A 15,651-nucleotide genomic window follows, 5' to 3' on the forward strand; every position below is an offset into this window, starting at 1 on the left:
CGAAGGGGGAAGGGGCATCACCACTGCCAAAGGCGCGATGGCGTCACCACGGCAGGCAAAGGAATATCCCACTGTTCTACCGGCAACGTCTCCACCTGCTGGCAATCATGCGCCAGGCCAACCGGGTAGAAACCGTGCTGCTGCCAGTGCTGCAGCGTTCTGTCGTAAAACCCGCCGCCCATCCCCAGACGCTGGCCTGTTTCATCGAAGGCAACCAGCGGCGTGACCAGTACATCCAGCTTATTCAGCGGTAGCACGTCGCGAATATCCAGCTTAGGCTCAAGAATTTTCAGGCGATTGGTGACCAGGTGACTTTGCGGCGCGTAGCGTAAAAACAGCAGGTTGCCGGGGCTAAAAGGATGAAGCACCGGGAGATAAACGTTTTTGCCTGCCCGCCATAAAGCCTGAATCAGCGGGGTGGTATTCAGTTCCCCGTCAAACGAGAGAAACAACGCTACGGTCTGAGCACGAATGACCGGCTCAAACGCCAGCATGCGTTCAGCAGCCTGTAGGGCAAAGGTTTGTTGTTCTGGGGGAGTGAGTGAGCGGCGTCGCTGCCGAATCGTTTGGCGAATGTCCTGACGAAGCGTTGAGGTTAACGGGGTATGCGTCATGATGGCCGGGTAGTAAAGAGGGAATCTCCGAGATGCCGCCGCAGGCTGTAACCCTTGAACCCTTGGTTCAAGGTGAGTGTGTCGTCATGGTTTTAAGGCTTCTCGGACGGACCGAGCATGCTCACCAACCGCGGAGCGCCACACTCTTGTGGTATGAAATATCGGCTCAGGGGACTGGCCCGCTTGCAAACATCTCAGAGAAATTTTGTCTTCGAAGTTACTCTACCACAGTCAACTGCGAAGTGTTATTCAAACTTTGGACCCTGTCGGTCTGCAATGCGACCTTGCTCAAGCAATGCTTGTTCGATGGTCTGCTGTAGCATCCGAATACGCTCTTCCATATTGGCGGCGTAGTCACGGGTTTTCGACTTTTCCTGAGCCAGTTCGTAGCAAATGTTAAGTGCTGCGATGAACACCAGCTGCTCGGTATTTGTGACTCTAGTGCGAACTTTTAAATCTTGCAACCGCTGATTCAGCTCTTCCGCAGCCTGATTCAGCGCATCCTGTTGTTCAGGCGGACAATTCACGCGCAATGAACGACCGAAAATTTGAATATCGACTGGTTGTGCAGACATGCCACCTTCCTGCTGTTTACTCGCCTGCCTTTACGCTACCGGCCCCGGTAGCGGAAGGGGCGCCACTATAGCTATCCCGATATCAAGATACAAGCCCTTTTCTGGTATCTGCGGGGGTCCTGGTGGTAGCATAACACACACTATTCCTGCCAACGATGACGAATGCGCATGTCAATACAGAACGCAATGCCGGACTACGACTTAGTCGGCCAACTTTTGAACCAACAGGGTGTGGGTCTGACGCCTGCAGAAATGCACGGCTTGATCAGCGGCATGCTGTGCGGTGGTAACAAAGACACCAGCTGGCAAACGCTGCTGCATGACCTGACTAACGAAGGCCTGGCCTTTAGCCAGAACCTCGCTGATCCGCTGCGCCAGATGCACGGCGCCATTGGCGATGCGCTGGAAGACGAAGGCTTCCTGTTCCAGCTTTACCTGCCGGACGGGGATGATGTCTCCGTTTTCGATCGCGCCGATGCGCTTTCCGGCTGGGTAAACCACTTCCTGCTGGGCCTCGGCGTCATGCAGAGCAAGCTCGACAAAGTCACCGGTGAAACCGGCGAAGCCATTGACGATCTGCGTAATATTGCCCAGCTGGGTTACGACGAGGACGAAGACCAGGAAGAGCTGGAGATGTCGCTCGAAGAGATCATTGAATATGTGCGTGTTGCCGCGCTGCTGTGCCACGACACCTTTACTCACGCGGCACCGACCGCGCCAGAGGTACGCAAACCTACGCTCCACTAACGATCAAAAAATCAGGAGATGTGATGACCCAGCAGGAATTTCTTCGCCGCCGCCAGGCGCTACTGGCGAAAATGGTGCCCGGCAGCGCTGCGTTAATTTTCGCGGCTCCGGAAGCGACCCGCAATGCCGACAGCGAATACCCTTATCGGCAGAGCAGCGATTTTTGGTACTTCACCGGCTTTAACGAGCCGGAAGCCGTGCTGGTGCTCATTAAAAGCGATGAGTCGCATAATCACAGCGTGCTGTTCAACCGCGTGCGGGATAAAAGTGCAGAAATTTGGTTTGGCCGCAGGCTTGGCCAGGACGCTGCCCCGCAGAAGTTAGGGGTGGATCGCGCGCTGTCCTTCAGCGAAATCGGTGAGCAATTACATCTCCTGCTAAACGGTCTGGATGCGGTTTACCACGCTCAGGGCGAGTACGAATATGCGGATAACATCGTTTTTGCCGCGCTGGATAAGTTGCGTCGTGGTTCGCGTCAAAATCTCGCTGCGCCCGCAACCCTGACCGACTGGCGTCCGACGGTACACGAACTACGCCTCTTCAAATCCGAAGAAGAGATTGCCGTTATGCGTCGTGCCGGCGAGATTTCCGCGCTGGCGCATACTCGTGCCATGCAGGCCTGCCGCCCGGGAATGTTTGAATATCAGCTCGAGGGTGAAATTCACCACGAGTTTACTCGCCACGGCGCGCGTTATCCTTCGTACACCACTATTGTGGGTGGCGGTGAGAACGGTTGCATTCTGCATTACACCGAAAACGAAAGTGAACTGCGCGACGGAGATCTGGTGCTGATAGACGCCGGATGTGAATACCAAAGCTACGCCGGAGACATCACGCGCACTTTCCCTGTTAACGGCAAATTCAGCCCGGCGCAGCGTGAAATTTACGACATCGTGCTGGAATCGCTCGAAACCTCGCTAAAACTCTACCGGCCGGGCACGTCCATGCAGGAAGTGACGACGGAAGTGGTGCGCATCATGGTTAAGGGGCTGGTGAAGCTCGGTATTCTGAAAGGCGATATCGATCATCTGATCGCCAATAACGCCCACCGCGCGTTCTTTATGCATGGCCTGAGCCACTGGCTGGGGCTGGACGTGCACGACGTGGGCGCTTACGGGCAGGACAGGTCACGCGTGCTGGAGCCGGGTATGGTCATCACCGTCGAACCTGGGCTTTATATTGCTCCGGATGCGGACGTGCCCGCGCAGTATCGTGGCATTGGCATCCGCATTGAAGACGACATTGTGATCACCAAAGACGGCAACGAGAACTTGACCGCCAGCGTGGTGAAGTCGGCAGACGATATCGAAGCGCTGATGGCAGCGGCGCGTCAGCCATGAGCGTCATCATTGTTGGCGGCGGGATGGCGGGGGCGACGCTGGCATTAGCCATATCGACCCTCACCCAGGGGAAATTGCCGGTGCACCTCATCGAGGCGATTGCCCCGGACTCAGCCGCTCATCCGGGGTTTGATGCCAGAGCCATCGCGCTCGCCCAGGGCACCCGGCAGCAGTTGGCCCGCATTGGCGTATGGCCTGCGCTCGTCGACTGCGCCACGGCAATTAAAACCGTGCACGTCAGCGACAAAGGCCACGCCGGCTTCGTCACCCTTGAAGCTGAGGATTACCAGATTGATGCGCTTGGGCAGGTTGTGGAGCTGCACGACGTCGGGCTGCGTCTTTTTACCCTGCTGCGTAAAGCGCCTGGCGTAACGCTGCACTGCCCGCAGCGCGTTTCGTCGTTTACCCGGCATGAGCATAGCGTGCAGGTTGTGCTGGATAACGGCGTTGAGCTGCAGGGCAACGTTTTGGTTGCCGCGGATGGCACCCGTTCTAAGCTGGCGGCGCAGTGCGGCATCACCTGGCAGCCGCAGAGCTACCAGCAGATCGCCGTGATTGCCAACGTCACTACTTCTGAACCCCATCATGGCCGGGCATTTGAGCGCTTTACCGAATTCGGGCCAATCGCCATGCTGCCGATGTCCGACGGGCGCTGCTCGCTGGTCTGGTGCCATGCGCTGGATGCCCGTGACGAGGTTGAAAGCTGGAGCGAAGCAGCGTTTTGTCAGCAGCTTCAGCGTGCCTTTGGCTGGCGGCTGGGGCGAATTACCCATGCAGGCATTCGTCATCATTATCCTCTGGCGTTACAACAGGCTTCTCAGACCGTATCCCATCGCCTGGCGCTGGTAGGCAATGCCGCGCAAACGCTGCATCCGATAGCCGGGCAGGGGTTCAACCTTGGCCTGCGCGACGTTATGTCGCTGGCTGAAGGGTTGGCAGAGGCGCACGCTGCAGGCACGGATGTCGGCAGCTTCCCGGTTCTGGCCGCTTATCAGCAGCGCCGTGCCGCAGATAAAGCGGCAACCATTGGCGTCACTGACGGGCTGGTTAAGCTGTTTGCTAACCGCTGGGCACCGCTGGTGGCGGGCCGTAACCTTGGCCTGATGGCGATGGAACATTTTACTCCGGCACGAGACGTGCTGGCTCAGCGCACCCTGGGTTGGGTGGCGCGTTAAAGGAGAGTCAATTTGCAAAGCGTAGATGTGGCGATTGTCGGCGGCGGCATGGTGGGACTGGCGGTGGCCTGCGGACTTCAGGGCAGCGGCCTGCGCGTTGCGGTCATTGAAAGTCATCTTCCCCAGCCGCTGGGGCCTGACGCTGCCCCGGAACTGCGCGTTTCGGCTATCAATGCGGCGAGCGAAAAGCTGCTGACGCATTTGGGCGCGTGGCCAAAAATCAGCGAGCGAGCCAGCAGCTATCACGGGATGGAAGTCTGGGAGCGAGACAGCTTCGGGCAAATCGCCTTTGATGATAAGAGCTTCGGTTTTAGCCACCTGGGGCACATCATCGAAAACTCGGTGATCCACCAGGCGCTGTGGCAACGTGCGGAGCAATGCAGCGACATCAGCCTGATGGCACCCGTGGACATTCACCAGGTCGCCTGGGGTGAAAACGACGCGTTCCTGACCCTGAAAGACGGCACAATGCTAACTGCAAGGCTGGTGGTGGGCGCAGATGGCGCCAACTCCTGGCTGCGGGACAAAGCCGATATCCCGCTGACGTTCTGGGACTATAACCATCATGCGCTGGTAGCGACGATTCGCACCGCCGAGCCGCATCAGGCCGTCGCACGTCAGGTGTTCCACGGCGAAGGCATTCTGGCATTTCTGCCGCTTTCTGACCCACATCTTTGCTCTATTGTCTGGTCGCTGTCGCCGGAAGAAGCGGCTCGTATGCAGCAGGCCGACGATGAAGCGTTTAACCAGGCGCTTTCCGTTGCGTTTAACATGCGTCTCGGCCTGTGTTCTGTTGAAAGCGAGCGCCGCACCTTCCCGCTGACGGGCCGCTACGCCCGCAGCTTTGCCGGCCATCGTCTGGCGCTGGTGGGCGATGCCGCCCATACCATTCACCCCCTGGCCGGACAGGGCGTCAACCTCGGTTTTATGGATGCCGCGGAATTGATTGCGGAAATTCGCCGCCTGCATCGCGAAGGCAAAGATTTTGGGCAGCATCTCTACCTGCGTCGCTATGAGCGCAGCCGCAAGCACAGCGCGGCGGTGATGCTGGCCAGTATGCAAGGCTTCCGCGATTTGTTCGCCGGCAGCAACCCGGCGAAAAAACTCCTCAGAGATATTGGCCTGAAGCTTGCCGATACGCTGCCGGGAGTTAAACCTCAACTGGTTCGCCAGGCGATGGGGTTGCAAGATCTGCCATCCTGGCTGCAATAAATACTCGTCATACTTCGAGCTACACGGGGGTGAGCAGTACTCACCCACCTGATGGAATCTATAGTGATAACCCCGTCACATTTCCCTTCCCGATGATCGGGAAGGGTATCTGCTCCCTCGTTTGAAATATTCTAATCTCAGGACAAATCTCGGATTACATTTTCTAATCTTACAAATTATGCGATGTAGTCAATTTGTTTCTGAAATGGTCGTAAATGTTAGCCAATGCTAAATTCGACACTAAATACCTGCTGTTAATGTGGAGTGAATCGCATTTTTACAGTGAATTACTCTGCACACTTCCTCTCCCATTTTGGTCATAAGCTAATGCAATGACCGTTTTTCGCTTATGGTTTACGCCCCCGTTCGGTGGTAAGTTCAGGTCAAAGGTAACGTTTGCGTCGCTATCGGGGAACGGTGGCGATGCCGGGTTTCGTCTGACGGTTGGCAAAGCCAAATCCGCCTTGCCACCAGATGGTTAAAGAGGAAAAGATGACTCAACAGACCCCCTTATTTGAACAGCACACGCTCTGCGGTGCCCGCATGGTTGATTTCCACGGCTGGATGATGCCGCTGCACTACGGCTCGCAAATTGATGAGCACCACGCCGTACGCACCGACGCCGGTATGTTCGACGTGTCGCACATGACCATCGTCGATCTGCACGGCGGCCGTACCCGCGAGTTTCTGCGTTACTTGGTCGCCAACGACGTCGCCAAACTCACCCAGCCGGGCAAAGCGCTTTACACTGCCATGCTCAATGCTTCCGGCGGCGTTATTGACGACCTGATTATCTATTTCCTCACCGAAGACTATTTCCGCCTCGTTGTTAACTCCGCTACTCGTGAAAAAGACCTTGCCTGGATCAACCAGCACGCTGAACCGTTTGGCGTGTCCGTCACCGTGCGTGACGACCTGGCGCTGATTGCCGTTCAGGGGCCGAATGCGAAGGCCAAAGCCGCCACGCTGTTTAGCGAAGCGCAGCGTAAAGCCGTTGAAGGCATGAAACCGTTCTTTGGCGTGCAGTCCGGTGATTTGTTTATTGCCACCACCGGCTACACCGGCGAAGCGGGCTATGAAATTGCGATGCCGAACGACAAGGCCGCGGGATTCTGGGCGCAGCTGGTTGAGGCGGGCGTTAAGCCGTGCGGCCTGGGCGCTCGCGACACGCTGCGTCTTGAAGCTGGCATGAACCTTTACGGCCAGGACATGGACGAAGGCGTTTCTCCACTAGCCGCGAACATGGGCTGGACCATCGCGTGGCAGCCTGAAGATCGTGATTTTATCGGCCGTGAAGCGCTGGAAGCACAGCGCGCGAACGGTACCGAAGAGCTGGTTGGCTTGATCATGACCGAAAAAGGCGTATTACGTAATGAGCTGCCGGTACGGTTTACCGACGCGCAGGGCAATACGCACGAAGGGGCAATCACCAGCGGCACCTTCTCGCCAACGCTCGGCTACAGCATTGCGCTGGCTCGCGTCCCGGCGGGCATCGGTGAAACGGCGATCGTGCAGATCCGCAACCGCGAAATGCCGGTCAAAGTCACCAAACCTATTTTTGTTCGCGCCGGTAAGCCGGTCGCGCTTTAAATTTTGAAATCAGGTATCAGGAGAAAACAATGAGCAATGTGCCGAACGAACTGAAATACAGCAAAGAGCACGAATGGCTGCGTAAAGAAGCTGATGGCAGCTACACCGTAGGCATCACCGAACACGCACAGGAACTGCTGGGCGACATGGTATTTGTTGACCTGCCTGAAGTGGGCGCCACCGTTTCTGCCGGTGATGATTGTGCCGTTGCTGAATCCGTGAAAGCGGCTTCTGACATCTACGCCCCAATCAGCGGTGAAATCGTTGCGGTCAACGACGCGCTGAGCGACAGCCCGGAGCTGGTCAACAGCGAACCTTACGGCGAAGGCTGGATCTTCAAAATTAAAGCCAGCGACGAAGCACAGGTTGCCGCGCTGCTGGATGCTTCTGCCTATGAAGCACTGTTAGAAGACGAGTAATTTTTAAACCCCTCTCCCTGGTGGGGAGGGGAAACCATTTCAGGAATCACCGCTCATGACCCAGTCTTTACGTCAGTTAGAGAATCACGAAGCGTTTATCGATCGTCACATTGGCCCGGACGCGCAGCAGCAGCAAGAGATGCTGGAGACCGTCGGCGCGAAGACGCTCCCCGACCTGATCGCCAGCATTGTTCCGCAGGACATTCAGCTTGCTGAGCCGCCTCAGATTGGCGCCGCGGCGACCGAGTTTGCGGCCCTGGCAGAGTTAAAAGGCATTGCCAGCCGCAATAAACGCTTCAAAAATTACATTGGCATGGGTTACACCGCGGTACAAACGCCGCCGGTGATTCTGCGTAACATGCTGGAAAACCCAGGCTGGTACACCGCCTACACGCCTTACCAGCCTGAAGTTTCCCAGGGGCGTCTTGAAGCGCTGCTGAACTTCCAGCAGGTCACGCTTGACCTGACCGGCATGGATATCGCTTCCGCTTCTCTGCTTGATGAAGCTACCGCGGCAGCCGAAGCTATGGCGATGGCTAAGCGCGTCAGCAAGCTGAAAAACGCTAACCGTTTCTTCGTGGCCTCTGACGTTCATCCACAAACGCTGGACGTGGTGCGTACCCGCGCGGAAACCTTCGGTTTTGACGTCATTGTCGATGATGCGGCGAAAGTGCTGGACCATCAGGATGTGTTCGGCGTGCTGCTTCAGCAGGTGGGCACCACCGGCGAAGTGCATGATTACACGGCTCTGATTGCCGAGCTGAAACAGCGTAAAGTTGTGGTCAGCGTAGCCGCAGATTTCATGACGCTGGTGATGCTGACCGCGCCGGGCAAACAGGGTGCGGACATTGTCTTCGGCTCTGCCCAGCGCTTCGGTGTCCCAATGGGCTACGGCGGCCCGCACGCGGCGTTCTTCGGTGCTCGCGATGAATTTAAACGTTCCATGCCAGGCCGTATTATCGGCGTTTCCCGCGATGCCGCTGGCCGCACCGCGCTGCGCATGGCGATGCAAACCCGCGAGCAGCACATCCGCCGCGAGAAGGCGAACTCCAACATCTGTACTTCCCAGGTGCTGTTGGCGAACATTGCCAGCCTGTATGCGGTCTTCCACGGCCCGGCTGGCCTGAAACGCATTGCAGGCCGCATCCACCGCCTGACCGACATTCTGGCCGCTGGTCTGCAGCAGAAAGGTCTGGTTCTGCGCCACAAACACTGGTTCGACACCCTTTGTGTTGAAGTGGCTGATAAAGCCGCCGTGCTGGCGTGTGCCGAAGCGCGTGAAATTAACCTGCGTAGCGACATCCTGAACGCGGTAGGCATCACTCTTGATGAAGCCACCACCTGTGAAGATGTTGTTGCTCTGTTCGACGTGCTGCTGGGCGATGCTCACGGCCTGGATATCGACAAGCTGGATCGTGACGTTGCCAACGACAGCCAGTCCATTCCGGCTCCGATGCTGCGCGATGACGAGATCCTGACCCACCCGGTCTTTAATCGCTACCACAGCGAAACCGAGATGATGCGCTACATGCACTCTCTGGAGCGTAAAGATCTGGCGCTCAACCAGGCGATGATCCCGCTCGGTTCCTGCACCATGAAGCTGAACGCCGCGGCCGAAATGATCCCGATCACCTGGCCGGAATTTGCCGAGCTGCACCCGTTCTGCCCGGCAAACCAGGCCGAAGGCTACCACCAGATGATCGCCCAGCTGTCCGACTGGCTGGTGAAACTGACCGGCTACGACGCGCTGTGCATGCAGCCGAACTCCGGCGCCCAGGGCGAATACGCTGGCCTGCTGGCTATCCGCCGCTACCACGAAAGCCGCAACGAAGGCAGCCGCAACATCTGCCTGATCCCAAGCTCTGCGCACGGTACCAACCCGGCTTCGGCGCAAATGGCGGGTATGGAAGTGATCGTCGTGGCTTGTGATAAACAAGGCAACATCGATCTGCAGGATCTGCGTGTTAAAGCCGAACAGGCGGGCGAAGCGCTCTCCTGCATCATGGTGACTTACCCGTCCACTCACGGCGTGTACGAAGAAACGATCCGCGAAGTGTGCCAGATCGTGCATCAGTTTGGGGGACAGGTTTACCTGGACGGCGCCAATATGAACGCCCAGGTGGGGATCACCACGCCGGGGTATATCGGCGCGGACGTTTCACACCTCAACCTGCACAAAACCTTCTGCATTCCGCACGGCGGCGGCGGTCCGGGCATGGGCCCAATCGGCGTGAAAGCGCATCTGGCTCCGTTTGTACCGGGCCACAGCGTGGTGCAGATTGAAGAGATGCTGACCCAGCAAGGCGCGGTTTCCGCCGCCCCGTTTGGCAGCGCCTCTATTCTGCCAATCAGCTGGATGTACATCCGCATGATGGGCGCGGACGGCCTGAAGAAAGCCAGCTCCGTAGCGATTCTGAACGCCAACTACATCGCGACCCGCCTGAAATCCGCGTATCCGGTGCTCTACACCGGCGCGAATGGCCGTGTGGCTCACGAATGTATTCTGGATATTCGTCCGCTGAAAGAAGAAACCGGCATCAGCGAGCTGGATATCGCCAAGCGCCTGATCGACTTCGGCTTCCACGCGCCAACCATGTCGTTCCCGGTAGCGGGCACGCTGATGGTTGAGCCAACCGAATCCGAAAGCAAAGTGGAGCTGGACCGCTTTATTAATGCGATGCTGTCCATCCGCAGCGAAATCGACCGCGTCGTTGCAGGCGAATGGCCGCTGGAAGACAACCCGCTGGTGAACGCGCCGCACACTCAGGATGAAATTGTTGCCGAGTGGGCGCACCCGTACACCCGCGAACTGGCGGTCTTCCCGGCAGGTCACGGCAATAAATACTGGCCAACCGTGAAACGCCTTGACGACGTTTACGGCGACCGCAATCTGTTCTGCTCCTGCGTGCCGATGAGCGAGTACGAATAGTTTTTACAGATTGAATCAAGGGCACTTCGGTGCCCTAAAGACTGCTGACAATCCTCTGGTGATAGTAGAAATGCTAGACGATTCGTCAAAAAAATAAGGAAAATCAATTTATTGATTTTCGGCTGATAATCACAAAGAGGAAAAAACCACGCTTTTTTCCTCTTTGTCATCAACCTTAAGGGCACTTCGGTGCCCTTTCTTGTTTCTGGAGAGTCACATGAAGATAGCTTTGGTTACCGGCGGCAGCCGGGGAATGGGTAAAGCAACCTCGCTTTTGCTGGCTCAGCATGGTTATAAAGTGGTGGTGAACTACCTCCGCAATAAGCAGGCTGCGGATGAAGTGGTCAAGACGATCATTGCCCAGGGCGGAGAAGCGCTGGCGCTGCGGGCGGATATTGCCGATGAGCTGCAGGTGATGGCGATGTTCGCCGAAATCGATAACGCATTTGGGCCGCTGACCGCCCTGGTGAATAACGCCGGCATCTTGTTCCAGCAATCGACCATTGAAAACCTTACGGCGGAACGTATCAATCGCGTGCTGACGACAAACGTTACCGGATATTTTCTCTGCTGCCGGGAAGCGGTGAAGCGCATGGCATGGCGTCATGGTGGGGAAGGTGGAGCCATTGTGAATGTCTCTTCTGCCGCGTCCCGCTTAGGCGCTGCTGGGGAATATGTTGATTATGCCGCGTCCAAAGGAGCCGTCGATACGTTGACCACCGGGCTGGCGGTAGAGGTTGCCGCGCAGGGGATCCGCGTGAACGGCGTGCGGCCCGGTTTTATTTATACCGAAATGCATGCTTCCGGTGGAGAAGCGGGGAGAGTTGATCGGGTGAAAACGGCATTGCCGATGCAGCGCGGCGGTCAGCCGGAAGAGATCGCGGAGGCCATTCTATGGCTGCTGAGCGAAAAGGCATCTTACGTGACCGGCACCTTTATTGATGCGGCAGGTGGGAAATGAGTTCGCTACGCCAGAAGAGGGTGAGACTGGCGTAGCGTCAGGCTTATTGCTTGCTCATGCTGTCTTTCGCCATACCGTCTTTGGCCATGCTGTCTTTGCCCATAGGGTCTTTGCTCATCCCGTCTTTCTTCATGCCATCTTTGGACATGCAATCTTTCTTCATGCCGTCTTTGTTCATGCCGTCTTTACAGGTGTGGGTCATTTTGCCCATGCCGTCTTTGGCCATGGAATCCTTGCTCATCGAGTCGGCAGCGTTAGCCCCGGCGATACCGAACAGCATGGTGGAGCACAGCAGGGCAGCGTAGATCTTTTTCATGATGTATTTCCTTGATTTTGCAGTGAGACAGAGAGTTAACTACCACCGAACCAGTTATAGCCCTGGTCTTCCCAGTAGCCGCCGGGGTAGCGATTGGTGACTTCAATGACCTGAATATGCTTCGGGTTCTTGTAGCCGAGTTTGGTAGGGATACGCAGTTTCATCGGGTAGCCATATTTGCGCGGCAGGACTTTGCCATCCCAGGTTAAAGCAATCAGCGTTTGTGGATGCAGCGCGGTGGCCATATCAATGCTGGTGTAGTAGTCATCCGCGCATTTAAAGCTGACGTATTTGGCTCGCAGGTCGGCGCCAATCCCTTTCAGGAACAGGGCAAAAGGGACGCCGCCCCATTTGCCGATGGCGCTCCAGCCTTCGACGCAGATATGGCGGGTCACCTGGCTGACCTGCGCCATCTGGTGCAGCTGTGCCAGCGTCCACGGGCGCTTGTCGGTAATTAGCCCGGCAAGCTCCAGGCGGTAGCTGTCGCCGTTGATGTCCGGCGCCTCGTCCTCGCCGTAAAAGGCGTTAAACGGGAAGTTAGCGTCGATCATGCTTTCCGGGTAAACCGGTGCCAGTTGGCTGCCGTTAAACAGCCAGGCCTGAATGCGGTCGTTAAAACGTGAAATCTTGCTGAGCGAACTTTCAACCGTGGCGTTATCGCTGATATCGCAGCCGGTGAGCATCGCGATGCCGCCGAGCGTTAAGCTCTGCTTTAAAAAACGACGGCGGCCTTCCTGCGTGAGCTGCTTATTAATCAGCTGCGTCGCTTCTTTAATGATTTCGTTTTTATCGCTCATGTTTCTTCCTCAGCGGCCACGGAGCATGGCGAGCAACGTGCGGGGCACCAGCGCCACCATCAGCAGATGAATCACCACGAAACCGACCAGGGCGGACATGGCATAAAAGTGGATAAACCTCGCTGTGTCATAGCCGCCAAGCAATTCTCGCAGCAGGGCAAACTGCACGGATTTCCACACGACGAGGCCGGAAATAACCAGTAGCAGGCTATCGGCGATAACAAACAGATAGGCCGCCTTTTGCACCATGTTGTAATGGCTCAGGTCAGCGTGGGCTAATTTCCCCCGCAGCGCCGCAAAGGCGTCCTGGAAGAATTCGCGAGGCGATAAGGGCCAGTATTTCTGCTTAAAGCGGCCGCTGAAGAGATTGCACAGCAGATAAATCACGCCGTTGACCGCAAACAGCCACATCCCGGCGAAGTGCCACTGCAGCGCGCCACCCAGCCAGCCGCCGAGTGTCAGTTCGTTGGCAAACTGGAAATGAAACAGCGGAGAGGCGTTATAAATGCGCCAGCCGCTGGTGACCATAATCAGGATCGCCAGCGCATTCAGCCAGTGGCAGAGCCTCAGCCACAGTGGGTGAATGAGCGTTGGGGCGGTATGCAGCGTTGAGCTTTCCATCGTCCGGCTTCCTCGTGATTCGATGCAGCGAGTATTGGCCAGATTTGTTCCCCATTGCCTCACGCAAAGTTAAATTAAATGTGACAACTTAACCGACGCGAGTTGTGTAAACTTTGGCTATGCCAGCGTGTGGGGACAGACAAAGTGAATCAGGCAAAAAAAATACTGATCGTAGAAGACGACGAAAATATCGCCGAGCTTCTGCAGCTGCATTTGCGGGAAGAAGGCTTTGAAATTGTGCATGCCGCCGACGGCAATCTCGGCCTGGAAAAGCTCAGGCAGGGCGGCTGGGATGCGCTGATTCTCGATCTGATGCTGCCCGGCGTCGATGGCCTGGAGATTTGCCGCTTTGCCAGAAGCATGACGCGGTACACGCCGATTATTATGATCAGCGCCCGCTCCAGCGAAACGCACCGCGTGCTGGGGCTTGAGCTGGGCGCGGACGACTACCTGGCGAAACCGTTTTCAATGCTCGAACTGGTCGCCCGCGTGAAGGCGCTGTTCCGCCGTCAGGAGGCCATGAGCCAGAACCTCAAGATAGACGCCGGCACGCTGACTTTTGGCCCGCTTACGATTGATCCGCTGGCCAGAGATGTTCGGCTGAATCAGATGCCGATAGATCTCACCCCGCGTGAGTTTGATTTGCTGTACTTTTTCGCCCGCAACCCGGACAAAGTGTTTTCGCGGCTGCACCTGCTCAACCAGGTTTGGGGCTACCAGCACGAAGGCTATGAGCACACCGTAAACACCCACATCAACCGGCTGCGCATCAAGATTGAAGATAACCCGGCGGAGCCGAATTTTATCCGCACCGTGTGGGGTAAAGGCTATAAGTTTACCGCCCTGATACGTGAGTAACCCTATGCGAATTCTTACGCTTTCCCGACGCCTGACGCTGGTTTTTGCCGTGTTGCTGCTGACCGCCTGCGCCTTTTTGGGCTGGCTGCAGGTGCGTACCAGCACGCAATACAGCCAGGCCGTGATTCAGCAACTTTCCGGTGACCTGGCGCAGCACATCAACCAGAGCTACCCTCTGCTCGGGCAGGACGGGCTGAACAAAGACTCGGTCCGCACGCTGTTCGACCATCTGATGGCCGTTAACCCCAGCGTGGAAGTTTATCTGCTGGATAAACAAGGCAATATCATTGGTGATGCAGCCCCGGATGGGCATATTAAGCGCCAGCAGGTCGATCTCGCTCCGCTACGGGCCGCGCTGAACGGCGGCAAATTCCCGCTTTATGGCGACGACCCGCGCAGCCTGGACGGGCAGAAAGTGTTTAGCGTGGCGCCGATGATGCGAGACGGCAAGCTGGAGGGCTATTTGTATGTGGTGCTGCTGGGGGAAACCTACAATCAGCTTGCCAACAGCGCTCAGTTTGATGCCGTTTTAAAGCTAAGCCTGTTTCTGCTCAGCCTGGTCTGCGTGCTGGGGTTGGTGGTGGGCGGCCTGGCGTTTCGCTGGATCACACGCCCGTTACGCGAACTTTCGCAGCACGTTAAGGCGCTGGAATCAGGAGGGATGGCCGAAATGCAGGCCATGGCGGCTCTGCCGCAAAATCCAGGAGGAGATGGGGATGAGCTGGCCCAACTGCGTCACGGGGTGATTGCTATGGCCGGGCGAATCTCCGAGCAGTGGCATAGCCTGACTCAGCAAGATCAGCTGCGGCGCGAGTTTATCGCCAATATCTCCCATGACCTGAGAACGCCGCTAACGTCGCTGCATGGTTACCTGGAAAGCCTCTCGGTCATGTCGGCTACGCTGAGCGAGGCGGAGAAAAAGCGCTATCTGGATATTGCGCTGGCCCAGAGTCAGAAGGTTGGGGCGCTGGCGCAGTCGCTGTTCGAACTGGCCAGGCTGGAATACGGGGTGGTGAAGCCACACAAAGAGAGCTTCTCCCTGAGCGAATTGCTGCAGGATGTGTTCCAGAAATTTGAGCTTCCGGCGCAAACTCGCCAACTTGAACTTTTAGCTGACATCCAGCCAGGACTGCCGCTGATTGAAGCCGATGTCAGCATGATCGAGCGTGTGTTGACCAATCTGTTGGACAACGCCATCCGCCATACGCCGGACAAAGGCATGATTTCAGTCCGGCTGTGGAAAGAGGTGGATAAAGTCATGGTGCAGGTCAGCGACAGCGGGCCAGGCATTCCGCAGGAGCTAAAAGAGGGGCTGTTTGTGCGGCCTTCGATTGTGAATCAATCCCGGCTCAGGGTTGGCGGGCTTGGGCTGATGATTGTGCGCCAGATGCTGCAACTGCACGGCAGCGACATTTCGCTGGTGGACCAGCCAAAGCGCGGGGCCTGCTTCCGGTTTGGGTTGCCCGTTTAAATAAAAAAGGCGCCATGAAGGCGCCT

At 56.9% G+C, this 15,651-nt stretch carries 15 protein-coding genes and 1 other RNA gene; 10 read left to right on the forward strand and 6 right to left on the reverse strand.

Features of this window, described 5'->3' with window-relative positions; all coding sequences use genetic code 11:
- Positions 1-17: 17 nt before the first annotated feature.
- The 3 genes from A936_RS21665 to zapA all read right to left on the reverse strand — a co-directional run bounded on the left by A936_RS21665 (position 18) and on the right by zapA (position 1,189).
- Positions 18-614: a 5-formyltetrahydrofolate cyclo-ligase gene (locus tag A936_RS21665; RefSeq protein WP_008461598.1), complete on the reverse strand. Its 597-nt coding sequence runs from the start codon at positions 612-614 to the stop codon at positions 18-20.
- A gap of 20 nt (positions 615-634) precedes the next feature.
- Positions 635-818, reverse strand: a non-coding RNA gene (ssrS, locus tag A936_RS23115) — 6S RNA.
- 41 nt (positions 819-859) lie between these two features.
- Positions 860-1,189 carry a cell division protein ZapA gene (zapA, locus tag A936_RS21670; RefSeq protein WP_008461599.1) on the reverse strand — a complete coding sequence of 110 codons (330 nt, stop codon included), beginning with the start codon at positions 1,187-1,189 and terminating at the stop codon, positions 860-862.
- Positions 1,190-1,357: 168 nt separating this feature from the next.
- Between zapA and A936_RS21675 the strand changes: the two genes are divergently transcribed.
- From A936_RS21675 to A936_RS21710, 8 genes are all read left to right on the forward strand, one after another.
- Positions 1,358-1,936, forward strand: coding sequence for a YecA/YgfB family protein (locus tag A936_RS21675; protein ID WP_008461600.1), 579 nt, complete (start codon positions 1,358-1,360; stop codon positions 1,934-1,936).
- Positions 1,937-1,959: 23 nt separating this feature from the next.
- Positions 1,960-3,276: a Xaa-Pro aminopeptidase gene (gene pepP, locus A936_RS21680; RefSeq protein ID WP_008461601.1), complete on the forward strand. Its 1,317-nt coding sequence runs from the start codon at positions 1,960-1,962 to the stop codon at positions 3,274-3,276.
- Entirely contained in the window at positions 3,273-4,451 is a 1,179-nt protein-coding gene (ubiH, locus tag A936_RS21685; RefSeq protein ID WP_008461602.1) for a 2-octaprenyl-6-methoxyphenyl hydroxylase, read from the forward strand. The genes pepP and ubiH overlap by 4 nt, the downstream gene beginning before the upstream one ends.
- 12 nt (positions 4,452-4,463) lie before the next feature.
- Positions 4,464-5,663 carry an FAD-dependent 2-octaprenylphenol hydroxylase gene (gene ubiI / locus A936_RS21690; RefSeq protein WP_008461603.1) on the forward strand — a complete coding sequence of 400 codons (1,200 nt, stop codon included), beginning with the start codon at positions 4,464-4,466 and terminating at the stop codon, positions 5,661-5,663.
- Positions 5,664-6,155: 492 nt separating this feature from the next.
- The gene (gene gcvT, locus A936_RS21695; RefSeq protein ID WP_008461606.1) at positions 6,156-7,253 is read left to right on the forward strand and encodes a glycine cleavage system aminomethyltransferase GcvT; all 1,098 of its coding nucleotides are present in this window, start codon (positions 6,156-6,158) and stop codon (positions 7,251-7,253) included.
- A 29-nt stretch (positions 7,254-7,282) separates the two neighbouring features.
- Positions 7,283-7,672: a glycine cleavage system protein GcvH gene (gene gcvH / locus A936_RS21700; RefSeq protein ID WP_008461608.1), complete on the forward strand. Its 390-nt coding sequence runs from the start codon at positions 7,283-7,285 to the stop codon at positions 7,670-7,672.
- Positions 7,673-7,727: 55 nt separating this feature from the next.
- Positions 7,728-10,601, forward strand: coding sequence for an aminomethyl-transferring glycine dehydrogenase (gcvP, locus tag A936_RS21705; RefSeq protein WP_008461609.1), 2,874 nt, complete (start codon positions 7,728-7,730; stop codon positions 10,599-10,601).
- A gap of 217 nt (positions 10,602-10,818) precedes the next feature.
- On the forward strand, positions 10,819-11,562 hold the full coding sequence (locus A936_RS21710) for an SDR family oxidoreductase (protein ID WP_008461610.1): 744 nt from the start codon (positions 10,819-10,821) through the stop codon (positions 11,560-11,562).
- Positions 11,563-11,605: 43 nt separating this feature from the next.
- On the opposite strand, the gene A936_RS21715 is transcribed toward A936_RS21710, so the two are convergent.
- From A936_RS21715 to A936_RS21725, 3 genes are read right to left on the reverse strand one after another with little or no spacing between them, the layout of a single operon-like run.
- Complete coding sequence (locus tag A936_RS21715) at positions 11,606-11,878, reverse strand: pentapeptide MXKDX repeat protein (RefSeq protein ID WP_008461611.1); 273 nt, start codon at positions 11,876-11,878, stop codon at positions 11,606-11,608.
- A gap of 35 nt (positions 11,879-11,913) precedes the next feature.
- Positions 11,914-12,675: a molybdopterin-dependent oxidoreductase gene (locus A936_RS21720; RefSeq protein ID WP_008461612.1), complete on the reverse strand. Its 762-nt coding sequence runs from the start codon at positions 12,673-12,675 to the stop codon at positions 11,914-11,916.
- A gap of 9 nt (positions 12,676-12,684) precedes the next feature.
- Entirely contained in the window at positions 12,685-13,296 is a 612-nt protein-coding gene (locus A936_RS21725; protein WP_008461613.1) for a cytochrome b/b6 domain-containing protein, read from the reverse strand.
- A gap of 144 nt (positions 13,297-13,440) precedes the next feature.
- Between A936_RS21725 and A936_RS21730 the strand changes: the two genes are divergently transcribed.
- On the forward strand, positions 13,441-14,154 hold the full coding sequence (locus A936_RS21730) for a winged helix-turn-helix domain-containing protein (protein ID WP_008461615.1): 714 nt from the start codon (positions 13,441-13,443) through the stop codon (positions 14,152-14,154).
- A 4-nt stretch (positions 14,155-14,158) separates the two neighbouring features.
- On the forward strand, positions 14,159-15,625 hold the full coding sequence (locus tag A936_RS21735; protein WP_008461617.1) for a sensor histidine kinase: 1,467 nt from the start codon (positions 14,159-14,161) through the stop codon (positions 15,623-15,625).
- Positions 15,626-15,651: the final 26 nt, after the last annotated feature.

The organism is Enterobacter sp. Ag1, from assembly GCA_000277545.1.
In the GTDB taxonomy this organism is placed as follows: Bacteria; Pseudomonadota; Gammaproteobacteria; order Enterobacterales; family Enterobacteriaceae; genus Cedecea.